The organism is Streptomyces sp. NPDC008238, assembly GCF_042956445.1.
In the GTDB taxonomy this organism is placed as follows: Bacteria; Actinomycetota; Actinomycetes; order Streptomycetales; family Streptomycetaceae; genus Actinacidiphila.
The window spans coordinates 1-11368 of sequence record NZ_JBIBGK010000019.1 but is presented as its reverse complement, the minus strand read 5'-3'; the positions used below and the strand labels follow the sequence as shown (position 1 = coordinate 11368).

At 73.6% G+C, this 11368-nt stretch carries 8 protein-coding genes; 3 read left to right on the top strand and 5 right to left on the bottom strand.

What is annotated here, in order from left to right; all coding sequences use genetic code 11:
* Positions 1 to 121 precede the first annotated feature (121 nt).
* Complete coding sequence (locus ACFZAU_RS29765; protein ID WP_500554683.1) at positions 122 to 673, bottom strand: winged helix-turn-helix domain-containing protein; 552 nt, start codon at positions 671 to 673, stop codon at positions 122 to 124.
* A 544-nt stretch (positions 674 to 1217) separates the two neighbouring features.
* A complete protein-coding gene (locus tag ACFZAU_RS29760; protein WP_499600644.1) occupies positions 1218 to 1415 on the bottom strand; it encodes a hypothetical protein in 198 nt (65 codons plus the stop codon).
* Between the two features lie 88 nt (positions 1416 to 1503).
* Here ACFZAU_RS29760 and ACFZAU_RS29755 point away from each other — a divergent pair, with 88 nt between their 5' ends.
* The 3 genes from ACFZAU_RS29755 to ACFZAU_RS29745 all read left to right on the top strand — a co-directional run bounded on the left by ACFZAU_RS29755 (position 1504) and on the right by ACFZAU_RS29745 (position 7671).
* Complete coding sequence (locus ACFZAU_RS29755; protein WP_500554682.1) at positions 1504 to 3585, top strand: FUSC family protein; 2082 nt, start codon at positions 1504 to 1506, stop codon at positions 3583 to 3585.
* A 277-nt stretch (positions 3586 to 3862) separates the two neighbouring features.
* A complete protein-coding gene (locus ACFZAU_RS29750) occupies positions 3863 to 4606 on the top strand; it encodes a sigma-70 family RNA polymerase sigma factor (protein ID WP_500554681.1) in 744 nt (247 codons plus the stop codon).
* A gap of 299 nt (positions 4607 to 4905) precedes the next feature.
* Positions 4906 to 7671 (top strand): ATP-binding protein, encoded by a 2766-nt coding sequence (locus tag ACFZAU_RS29745; protein WP_500554680.1) that lies wholly within the window; start codon positions 4906 to 4908, stop codon positions 7669 to 7671.
* A gap of 19 nt (positions 7672 to 7690) precedes the next feature.
* On the opposite strand, the gene ACFZAU_RS29740 is transcribed toward ACFZAU_RS29745, so the two are convergent.
* The 3 genes from ACFZAU_RS29740 to ACFZAU_RS29730 form a co-directional block, all read right to left on the bottom strand.
* Positions 7691 to 9394 carry an FAD-binding oxidoreductase gene (locus ACFZAU_RS29740; RefSeq protein WP_500554679.1) on the bottom strand — a complete coding sequence of 568 codons (1704 nt, stop codon included), beginning with the start codon at positions 9392 to 9394 and terminating at the stop codon, positions 7691 to 7693.
* A complete protein-coding gene (locus tag ACFZAU_RS29735; RefSeq protein WP_499600656.1) occupies positions 9391 to 10119 on the bottom strand; it encodes a lysophospholipid acyltransferase family protein in 729 nt (242 codons plus the stop codon). Before ACFZAU_RS29735 ends, ACFZAU_RS29740 begins: the two co-directional genes overlap by 4 nt.
* Before the next feature lie 119 nt (positions 10120 to 10238).
* Positions 10239 to 11033, bottom strand: a complete 795-nt coding sequence (locus ACFZAU_RS29730) for a ferritin family protein (protein ID WP_500554678.1) — start codon at positions 11031 to 11033, stop codon at positions 10239 to 10241.
* Positions 11034 to 11368: the final 335 nt, after the last annotated feature.

Here is an 11368-nt window from a genome sequence, read left to right as displayed (position 1 = left end):
TACCCATACTCCGGTGGGGGGACATGCTACTGCCGTGACGCGTGGGAGAGCCGGGTTCCGGCGGTACCGGGAACGCTCCCGGAGGCCGCCCGGCTCTCCTCGTCGCGCCCGGCCCCACCGCTCAACGGGTCCCCGGCGGCGCGTACTTGTAGCCGACCCGGCGCACGGTGACGATGCTGCCGCGGTGTTCGGGCCCGAGCTTGCGCCGCAGCCGGGCGATGTGGACGTCGACGGTGCGCCCGTCCCCGACGTGGCCGTACCCCCAGACCGTGGTGACGAGCTGGTCGCGGGTGTGCACGCGCTGCGGGTGGGCCACCAGGTGGGCGAGCAGTTCGAACTCCAGGTAGGTGAGGTCGAGGGCGCGGCCCGCCACCCGCGCGACGCGGCGTTCGGCGTCGACGGTGACCGGGGGCCGGCCGGCGGCCGTGGCAGGGGACTCGGGCGGCTCCTGGCCCTCGACGGGGACGAGGACGAGGTAGCCGACCATCGGCGGCCCGCCCACGCCCGCGGGCATCAGGTGGCCGGGGGCGGGCAGCCAGGTCGCGCCGGGCGGCAGGAAGTCCGGTACCGGGGGGACGTCACCGGTGCGGACGCCACCGCCGCGGACGGCGCGCAGGTGCTGACGGTTGGCGGCGGGCAGGGCGAAGGACTGGGTGCTGGTGCTGGAGGACATGCAGGTCTCGGCTCTCGCGCGAAGGGTCGTCGGACGACGTGTTGCGCGGGACCACCGGGAGGCCGGCAGCGGGCGGCGACCGGGGGACGGCGTCAGCTGTGGGCCGGGGTCCGCGCGGGGACCGCGCGACAACACTCCCGGTCGAACTGGTACTCCTGCCTGGACGGCCAGAACGGCTCGAGGTCGCTGCGACCTGTCGCGGTGTCAAGGAGGCCGGCCATGGGATCCATTGAACCAGACGTCGTGCCCGCCGGGACAGGGACGGCCGGGAACGGGGCCCCGACCAGGCCGTGAACAGGCCCCGGCAAGGGGCCGGCCGGTCCCTGGCCGGGGCCTGGGCCGTGCCGTCACATGAGCTCCCTCGGCTGCCACTGGGAGGTGCCCCCAGGTGCGGTGCATCGCAAGGCGCAGGATCGTCCTCGTCGTGGGCTACTCGGACGATGCGACAACGCAGCGTGGGGGCCACCTCCCAGCGGAGCCGGGGGAGCTGTGGGGTGGAGGCACCCCCGGCCGAAGGTTGGCGGAGGGCATGTGACGACACCGCCTAGAGCGGCTGCGGCTCGGGCTGCGGCTCCGGGTCGGGCTCCGGCTGCGGGGGCGGCTGCGGCACGGGGTCGGGGGTCGGACCGGGGACGGGGTGCGGGGAGGGCGGCACGGGGTCCGGCGGGAAGGGCGGCACCGGGCTCGGGGCGGGCGGCACGGGCGGCACCGTGGCACGGTGTGCGGGGGCGGGGGCGGTCATGACGTTCTGCCTCCTCGGACTCGCCGGAACGGATCTTGCGCTGCGCTTACCCGGCCCTCCCCGTCCTACCCGTCCTATCCTCAGCCTCATGACCTGGTTGCGTGCCCTGCGCCGCAGTGCCCGCGAGGGGCTGCGGATCGAGCGCGCCGGGCTGGAACCGCTGGTCGCGCTGCGCGCCGCCGCGGGCGTCGCCATCGTCATCGGCCTCTCGCTGTGGCTGGCCACCCCCTCCGTCGCCGCCTCCTCCGCCTTCGGCGCCTTCGCCTCCGGCATGGCCACCTTCCAGCGCAGCTGGCGGCCCCGGCCGGTGCTGGCGCTGGTCGCCGGGGCCGGGCTGGCCGTCAGCACCTTCCTGGGCTACCTGGCGGGGGCGCACTGGTGGATGTTCGTGGCGCTGCTGGCGGTCTGGGCGTTCCTCGCGGGCATGGCCTGGGCGCTGGGGCCCACCGCGGGCATCGTCTCGTCCCTGACCATCGCGGTCATGCTGGTCGTGATCACCCTGCCGACCTCGGTGCTGAGCGCCTTCGGCCACGCCCTGGTCATCGCGGCGGGCGGGGTCGTGCAGGCGGCGCTGATCCTGCTGTTCCCGGTACGTCGCTGGGGCAGGCAGCGCGACGCGCTGGCCGACGCCTTCGCGGCGGAGGCGGACTACGCGCGGCGGCTGCGGCACGACCCGGTCGCGCCCTTCGACCCCGAGCCGCTGATGACCGCGCGCAGCGCGGCCGTCATCACCGACCGGCAGGCACGGCGGCGCCCGGCCGCGCTGCGCGGCAAGCGGGTGCTGGCCGAACGCATCCGGCCCGTCCTGGCCTCGCTCGCCGATCCCGCGGTCGGCGCCGCCGCCGAGGGGCCCGAGCGCGACCGGGCCCGCGCGTTGCTGGCCGCTGCGGCCTCCGTGCTGGACGCCGTCGCGCGCGCCGTGCGCGAGGCCCAGCCGGTGCGCGTACCGCCGGAGGCGGATTCCGTGGTGCTCGTCGAACCCGCCCCCGAGGAGCAGCTCACCGGCCCGGCCCGGCGCACCGCGCTGAGGCTCGTCGCGCTGCTCAGCGAGGCGGTCTCCTCCGCCACCGGACGCGGCAGCTCGGTCGGCGGCGACACCGCCCACCTGCGCCGCCCCAGCGTGGCCGAACTCCTTCCGCTCGCCGTGCGGACGGTGCGGCGCGAGGCCCGCTTCGACTCCCCCGTCTTCCGGCACGCCGTCCGGCTGGCCGCCGTCGCCCCGGCCGGCTACGCGCTCGGCGCGGCCCTGCCGTTCGGCCACGGCTACTGGGCGCCCCTGACGTCGGTGCTGGTGATGCGGCCGGACTTCTCGCAGACGTACGGCCGCAGCGTGGCCCGCTTCGTCGGCACCCTGGCGGGCGTCACGGTGGCGACCACCGTGATGCAGTCCTTCGCCCCGGGGCCCTACCCCTGCGCCGTGCTGGCGGTGGTGTCGATCGCCCTGATGTACGGGCTGATGCGCACCGGCTACCTGGTCTCGCAGGTGGCCGCGTCGGCGTACGTGGTCTTCCTGCTCGGCATGGCCGGCTCCAGCTGGACGCAGACGGTGCCCGACCGCGTGCTGCTGACGATGCTCGGCGGGGTGCTGGCGATGGCCGCGTACGCGCTGTTCCCGGCCTGGGAGACCCCGCGGCTGCGGAACCGGCTGGCCGACCGCATCAAGGCCACCGGGCGCTACGCCGCCGCAGCGATGGAGGCCCACGCGTCTCCGGCCAAGGGACGGCGCGAGGCCGTGCGGGCGGCCCTGCTGGACGCTCGCGCGGCCGCGCTCGCCTGGGACCAGGCGGTCGCCCGCGCCGACGCCGAACCCGTCCGGGGCCGCGGCCTGTCCCGGCGTGCCGCCGACGGCGCCGACACGGCCCTGTCGGCCATGGGCCGCGTCCCCATGCTCATGGAGGCCCACCTCCCGGCCCCCGACGCGGCCCCCGTCCCGGATGCCGCGCCCTTCGCCCGGCACCTGCGCGCGGCCACGGCGGACGCCGCGACCGCGGTCCGCGAACGGCGCTCCCCGGACTTCGCCCCGGTCCGCGCCACCCTCGACGCCTGGCCCCGGTCTGACGCGGACCGCATCGTCCGCCGCAGCGCCGAACTCCTCATGGAGACCCTCGACGACCTCGAGACCGCCCTCCGCCCCCGGCCCCGCACCCGCCCCGCCGCCCGCCGCCGCTGACGCCTCCGGCAGCGCGCACGACGCCTTCCACCGGGCGGCTGCGCTGCACGGTCGCCGCGGGCCGACGGTTCCCCGCACAGTCGGATGACCGATGTTCGGCCCCCGGGGACCGGCCGATGCTGGTCGCACATCCGATCAGGCCGCATCCGGTGATGCGCGGCATGCCAGGGAAACGCCCGGAGAATTTCCGATCCCGCAGAAATGCCGCCGAGCCGTCGCGGCCGGGTCGGAACTCCGGAACAGAGCAAAAGATCCACGCGGGGAAGAAGAAGGAATCATGCACGCCTCACAGACACCTCCCGAGAATTCGCTGGAGGTCGTCGCAGCCGACTTCGACGCACTCCGCCCGCGTCTCTTCCTGATCGCGTGCCGCGTGCTGGGAAGCGCGTCCGAGGCCGAGGACGTGGTCCAGGACACCTGGCTGCGCTGGCAGGGCACCGATCGTGCGAGAGTGCTGAACCCGCCCGCCTTCCTGGCCAGGACCGCCACCCGCCTGGCTCTCAACGCGGCGCGGTCCGCCCGGCTGCGCTACGAGATCGGCGGCGGAACGGGGGCGGCCGCGGACATCGACTCCGGCCTGGACCTGGTCACCGCGGCCGAGAGGGCCGAAGCGCTGGAACTGGTCCTCCGGCTGATCCTCGAGAAGCTGAACCCCACGGAACGCGCCGCCTTCGTCCTCCGTGTCGCGTTCGACTACCCCTACAGCGAGATCGCCGAGAATCTCCGGATGAGCCAGTCGAACACGCGCCAGATCGTCAGCCGCGCGCGCAAGCACCTTTTCGGCGGACCGGGAAATCCGGTATCCAGATCCGAGCACCGGAGATTCCTCAAGACCTTCACGACGGCGGCACGGTCGGGGAATCTCACCGCCCTGGAGGATCTCCTCGCCCAGGACGCGGGCGGGGAACGGGACAAGGTCCGTCATGCGGGGTACGGGCGCTGGAAATCGTCCGCGCCCCGGGGCAACACGGACGTGTTCGCGCGGTCCGGGGAGTCGTCACCCCGGAAGAGCCCGTCGTAGCGCGGTCGCCGGCGTCGGCTTCCCGCCGCGCACGAGCCGCACCTCCCTGCGCTCGCCCGGGGGGAGCGAACCGGAGTCATTCTCGAGTCATCGTGCCCGTCCCACCGGAGCAGGCGCCGGGGTTCCCGTCGGACACCCGCAGGTAGCATCGGAAGGGACGTGGCCGGTTATCAGAGGAAGCTCCGCATGTTCAGCCCTGTACGCGCACTGCCGGCGACCGCCCGAAGGCGGGCCGGCGGGCAGCACGGGACGGACGGCGGCGCCGGGTCCAGGACGTCGGCGGCCGGGAACGGGCCGGCATGAATCCGCACGCGGTGACCGGCCGGGACGAGGAGCTGCGGAACCTGCGCGCGTTGCTGGCGGAGACGGCGGCCGGCAGCGGTACGGCGTTCCTGATCCACGGCACCGCCGGCGTCGGGAAGTCGGCTCTGCTCCGTGCCCTCGGCGCGGAGGCCGCCGAGGGCGGTTTCCGGATCCTGCGCACCTCAGGGGTGGAGACCGAGCAGTGGCTGCCCTTCGCCGCGCTGCAGCTGCTCCTGCAGCCGGCCGTCCGCGGCATCGAGGACCTGTCGCCCGCGCACCGCGAGACCCTGGGCCGCGCGTTCGGCTCCGCGGAGACCGAGCCGCAGGTCTTCCACGTCGCACTGGCCGTGCTGGAACTGCTCGCCGATTCCGCCGACCGGCAGCCGCTGCTGCTGCTCGTGGACGACCTGCAGTGGATCGATGCGTCCACGAAGGACGTGCTCAGGTTCCTCGCCCGGCGAACCCGTGATCTGCCGATACTGATCGTCGCCGCCGCACGGGTCCGCACGTCGGACACGTTCCGGCCGGACCCCGCCACGCCTCCGGACGTCCATCTGGAGCCTCTGGGCCGGGAGGCCGCCGCCGAACTGCTCGACGCCGGCGCGCCCCGGCTGCCCGCCCGGCTGCGGACACTCGTCCTGGAGCGCGCCGCGGGCAATCCGCTGGCCCTGATCGAACTGCCCAAGGCCCTGGAGGACATGCCGCCGGCCCACACGGACGACCTGCCGCTGACCCAGCGACTGGAGATCGCGTTCGCGGCGCGCACCGATTCGGCGAGCCGTGAGTGCCGGGCGCTCCTCCTGGCGCTGGCGGCCGAACCGACCGCGCCCATGGGGAGGCTGCTGAAGGTCGCCACGCACCTGACCGACTCGCCCGTTTCCCCGGACGCGCTCCAGGAGGCGATCGACGCGGGTCTGGTCACCCTGGTCGGCCGTGCCCTGGAGTTCCGCCATCCCCTCATGCGCTCGGCGATCTACACCCGGGCGTCGGTCACCGACCGGCTGGCCACCCATCGCGCCCTCGCCGCGGTGATGGCGGACACGCCCGACCGGCAACTCGCCCACCAGGCCGCGTCCGCGATCGGTCCGGACGACGAACTGGCCGACCGGCTGGAGCACTTCGCCGACGCGTTGCAGGCCGCCGGCAAGCCGGCCGCCGCCGTCCCGGCGCTGCGCCAGGCGGCCGACCTGGTCCACGACGCCCACCGCCGGACGGGCCTGCTGATCCGGGCGGCCGAGCTGTCCAGCGAGGTCAACGACCGCGTCCACACACAGATGCTGCTGGACCGGGCGGACATGCGTGCCGTCGGCCCGCTGGAACGGGCGCGTCTGCTGCTCGTCTCCGACAAGGCCGCCTTCGAACCGGACGAACCGCACCGGCGGATCCAGGACATGGTCACGGCCGCGGCCGCGGCCAACGACGCGGGCGCCGGGGACATAGCGGAGGACCTGCTGTGGCGCGCCGCCGCACGGTGCTTCTTCCAGGACGGCGACGCGGAGGTGCGCGCCGAGGCCACTGCCGAGCTGAAGCGGTGGAACCCCGACCCGGACACGCCCCTCGTGCTGACGGTGCGCGCGTACACCGAACCGTACCGTCACGGGGCGGAGGTGCTCGCGCGGCTGGACGGCTTCGAGCCGGACCGGGCGGACGGCCGGGTCCTGCACTACCTGGGCAGCGGCGCCATGGTCATGGGTGACTGCAGCCGGGCCGCGCGCTACCTGGCGCTGGCGGCCGCGGTGTGGCGTTCGCAGGGCCGGCTCGGGCTGCTCGCCCGTGCGCTGGCGGGCAGTTGGCCACGGTTGTACCTCGGTCAGTTCGACCGGGCCCGGCAGGAATGCGGCGAGGGGCTCGTCCTGGCCGAGGAGACCGGGGAGTGGATCGTCTGGCTGGGGCTGAAGGCGACGTCCGCGCTGCTGGCGGCACTGCGCGGCGAGACGGAGACCGCGGCGCGGACGATCAGGGAGCTGCGGAACCACCGCCTGTTCCCGGGCATGCCGTTCGCCGCGGTGATGGCGCAGCAGGTCGACGGCCTGCTCGCGCTGTCCGACGGCCGTACCACCGAGGCCTACGAACTCCTCGCGCGCGCCTTCGACCCCGCCGACCCGCACCACCACTCGGTGAGCCGCTGGTTGCTCGCCCCCGACCTGGCGGACGCCGCCGTCGCGGCGGGCACCGTCGGGGACGCCCGGGAGGTGATGGCGCGGCTGCCGGAACTGGCCCGGCGACTGCCCTCGGAGATGATGGTGGTGGCGCACGCCTACACCGCGGCGGTGCTGGCTCCGGACGAGACGGCGGAGCAGCGCTACGCCGAGGCCCTCGCGGCGATGCCCGCCGGCTGGGCGCCGGCCCGCGCCCGGCTGCACCTGCACCACGGCCGGTGGCTGCGCCGGCAGCGCCGCCACGTGGACGCCAGGACCCCGCTGCGCGTCGCCCGCGACGAATTCGACCGGATCGGCGCGGAGACCTGGGCCCGGACGGCCCGCGAGCAGCTGCGCGCCGCCGGCGAGTCGAGCGGCCGGCGGCGCGCGAACAGCGCGGAGCAGTTGTCCGCCCAGGAGATGCAGATAGCGGTCCTGGCCTCGAAGGGCCTGAGCAACCGCGAGATCGGACAGCGGCTGTTCATCTCGCACCGCACCGTGGGAGCCCATCTGTACCGGATCTATCCCCGCCTGGGCATCACCAGCCGGGGAAAGATCGCCGAGGCGCTGGCGAACCTCCATGGGACGCCGCCCTCCCCCGGCCCCACCGATGCCCCTGACTGAGGCACCGGCACGGCCGCGGTCAGAGCACGATCTTGCGCGGGTTGAAGTTGCCTCCCGGGTCGGCGGCGTCGAAGAGTCCCGACATCACCGCGACGCCCTGCGGGGAGATGTCCTCCTCCAGCCAGGGCGCGTGCTCCAGGCCCACGCCGTGGTGGTGCGAGACGGTGCCGCCGGTGTCGGCGAACGCCTGCTGGATCGCGCGCTTGACCGTGTCGTACTCGCCGAGCGGGTCGTCGCCCAGCACGAAGGCGAACGTGAAGTAGAGACAGGCACCCGAGTGGTACGAGTGCGAGAGGTGGGACATGATCCAGCCCCTGCGGCCGATCTCCTCGTAGGCGTCGTCGGCCGCCTCGTAGACCGCGGCGTGGAGGTCGCGGAGCCGCGACCAGGGAGCGGCGGTCTCGCTCACGTCGCCGGCGGCGCCGTGGTCGAGCAGGAAGTCGCGGATGTACGGCGTGTCGAACTTCTTCTGGTCGTAGAGGGCACCGGGTCCCTTGCCGACGCCGATGCCCTGGTGCCGGCGCACGATCCGGTCGACGACCGATTTCTGCCGCTTGGCGTGCGCCGTGCCGCCCTCGAAACCGATGAACGACAGGCAGATCTCGTCGAGGTTCCAGCCGCGCCTCTTGAGGTAGGCCATGAGGCCGGCCTGCAGCATCTTGGCGACCCCCTTGGACCCCTTGCTGGTGGCCAGGGAGAAGCCCGTCTCGTGCGCGTCCGAGACGCGGGTGACGGAGGGCGAGGCGTCGCTCTCGGCGATCGCCTGCATGGCGGCGAGGCCGTGGTCGAGGTTCTTGAAGAAATAGGCGTAGATGCCGCGTGTCTCGGGAAGCCGGTGGATCTGCGCGGTGACCTCGGTGATGACACCGAGCCGCCCCTCCGAGCCGACCACCATCTCCCGCACGCTCGGCCCGGTCGACGCGCTCGGAACGGCGCGGATCACCAGGACCCCGCCGGCCCGCACCACGCGCAGGCCCTTGACGATGTCCGCGATGTCGCCGTACTTGTCCGACTGCATTCCGGACGAGCGCGTCGCGACCCAGCCACCGAGCGTCGAGTGGGTGAACGAGTCGGGGAAGTGCCCCATCGTCCAGCCCTGCCGGTTCAGTTGCGACTCCAGGTCCGGCCCCAGGGCTCCCGCCTGGACGCGCGCGAGTCCGGAGTCCGCGTCGATCTCGAGCACCCGGTTCAGGCGGCCGAGATCGAGTGAGACGACCACCCGTGACTCCTCGGCGTGCGGTTCGAGGCTGCCGGCGATGTTGCTGCCGCCCCCGAAGGGGATGATGACGGCGTCCGACCCGACGGCCGCGTCGACCACCGCCTGGACCTCGGCCTCGTCGGCCGGGTAGACGACGACGTCGGGCGTGCGAGCGAACTCGCCCGCCCTGACGCGGACGAGGTCGCGCAGGCTCTTGCCGTAGGTGTGCACCACCCGCGACAGGTCGTCGGTGACGACGTTCTCCGCCCCGACGACGTCACGCAGGAGTGCGACGAACTCCTCCGGTGCCCGCGAGTCCGGCACCTTCAGCTCCGAGAGTGCGGGCTGTTCCGCGCGCTTGCCCGTCCGGAGGTCGAGACCGACGGCCGCGCGTACGAACGGCGCGAAACCGGGCTTGTCCTCGTGGTGGAAGCCGACGCCTTCGACGCCCCAGCCCCACCACTTCATGTGCTTCACCTCACCGGCGCGCGGTACCCCGGTACGGCGGGTCGATTCGGCGGTCACGGGCGCTCTCCTTCGGCTGCGGCGTGGTGGTGCGGGGCGACGTGCACGGGGAGGCCCGGGGCGGCGTGCTCCTCGGCCAGCTTGACCACGGCCGAGCGGATGCGTTCGGAGAACTCGCCGACCCCCTCCCCCGGCAGGGCGGTCAGCGGGTCGCCGAAGACGACCGTCACCGGGAGCCTGCCGCGCTTGGGCCACTTCGATCCACAAGGGTGCACCGTGTGCGCGCCGACGATCGCCGCGGCCAGCACCGGCACCTCGGTCGAGGAGGCGAGCGCGGCGGCTCCCGGTTTGAAGGAACCCAGTGATCCGTCGCGGGACCGGGTGCCCTCGGGGAAGATCAGCAACGGCACTCCGCGGTCGAGCAGCGACCGGGCGCTGACGCGGCGCGGGTTGGTGCCGGTCCGGTCGACGGGGAAGGCGTTGAAGAACAGGGCGGTCAGGCCCCGGCGCCACCACACGTCGAAGAAGTAGTCGGCGGCGGCCCCGACCGCCAGGTGCCGCGCCAGTCGCCGGGGCAGCGCCCCCATGATGAGCGGGGTGTCCAGGTGCGAGGTGTGGTTGGCGACGACGACGTACGGGCCCCCGACGTCCCTCAGGCGCTCCCGTCCGAGGACCGTCACGCTCGTCTCGCTCCAGACGACGGCCTTCAAGAGCCCCCGCTGCGCCACGAATCGCGCCACGGCGAGGGAGCGGGAGGTGAAACGGTCGCGCGTTCTCGCGGGCATCGTCTGCCTTCCTGTTCGGCTGGGTGACTTCGCACGCCGGGTGGCGTGCCCGTGGCTCCCGCGCGGCGTCGCGTGCCGTCCGGCGACGGCGCGGGGACGGACGCGTCCCGGGGCGGGGCTCATGCGGCGATGCCGCGCTGGTCCATGGACTCCTCGACGATGCGCAGCCCGTCCATGCCGGGCAGTTTCGCGATGTGGGAGTCGATGTCACGGATGAGCTTGCGCCCCTCGGGGCCGGCGAAGAGGTGCGTCATGACGTGCTTGACCTCGCTCTCGGGCATGACGCCGGAGCCGACGGGCCCCCACGCCTTCTCGAGCGCCATGCGGGCGATCACACGGGCCTTCTTGCTGGCCGCGAGACGGTCGCGCGCCTGCGACGCGTAGAACGCGACGTGCCGGGTCTCCTGCTGGGCGATCCGCTGCAGCAGGGGCGTCAGCACCGGGTGGCTCTCGAGTGCCGCGAGCCGGTGGTAGGCCGCGTTCGCCGACCATTCGTTCGCGGCTCCCCACGCCATGTGCACGGCCACGAAGTCGTGTCCGACGAGCCGGCTCACGAGCGTCTGCTGCACGGTGCCCAGGCGGTCCTTCCAACTGAGCTTCAGGCGGGTCGCCTTGAGCGCGTCGAAGTCGACGACGATGCCGTGGCGCGCCAGCACGGCCCCGAGCGCCTCGCCGTGCCAGAACTCCTCGCGGTTCCACATCGTCATGAAGGCGCCGACCGCGGGCTCGTTGTGGGAGGGCGTCGTCAGCAGATCACGCAGGTAGCACACCGTGTGGTACTCGATGTCACACATGTAGCGCAGCGTGCGGAGTGTCTCCTCGGGCAGCGGATTCCGCTCGAACTCGTCGAAGTCGAGGTCGGACCACTGCACCGCGGCGGAGCTCTTGGTGTACTTGTCGATGTCGAAAGCCATGAGACGTTCTTTCCTTGCACGTTCCGAAGTCGTTGGCCGGGACCGGGTTCGGGCCCGGGCGCGGGCGCAGGCGCAGGCGCAGGCGCGGGGCGGGCCGGGCCCGCCGGCAGCCCGCGGGGCGCCGTGCCGCGGCGTCCGCGGCCGTTCCGCCCGCGCGGGACGAGGTCCTAGGGCGTGTCGTCACATGAGCTCCCCCAGCCGGCGCTGGGAGGTGCCCCCACCGCCCGGAGGGCGGGTCCCGCGGCTCCCCCGGCTTGCGCCGGGAGGTGCCCCCAGGTGCGGTGCATCGCAAGGCGGAGAGTCGTCCTCGTAGTGGGCTACTCGGACGATTCGAC

Coding starts and splice junctions, on each gene's coding strand:
- ACFZAU_RS29735 (WP_499600656.1), bottom strand. CDS start 10,119: ATGCCCGCGAGAACGCGCGACCGTTTCACCTCCCGCTCCCTCGCCGTG.
- ACFZAU_RS29745 (WP_500554680.1), top strand. CDS start 4,906: ATGAATCCGCACGCGGTGACCGGCCGGGACGAGGAGCTGCGGAACCTG.
- ACFZAU_RS29760 (WP_499600644.1), bottom strand. CDS start 1,415: ATGACCGCCCCCGCCCCCGCACACCGTGCCACGGTGCCGCCCGTGCCG.
- ACFZAU_RS29750 (WP_500554681.1), top strand. CDS start 3,863: ATGCACGCCTCACAGACACCTCCCGAGAATTCGCTGGAGGTCGTCGCA.
- ACFZAU_RS29765 (WP_500554683.1), bottom strand. CDS start 673: ATGTCCTCCAGCACCAGCACCCAGTCCTTCGCCCTGCCCGCCGCCAAC.
- ACFZAU_RS29755 (WP_500554682.1), top strand. CDS start 1,504: ATGACCTGGTTGCGTGCCCTGCGCCGCAGTGCCCGCGAGGGGCTGCGG.
- ACFZAU_RS29730 (WP_500554678.1), bottom strand. CDS start 11,033: ATGGCTTTCGACATCGACAAGTACACCAAGAGCTCCGCCGCGGTGCAG.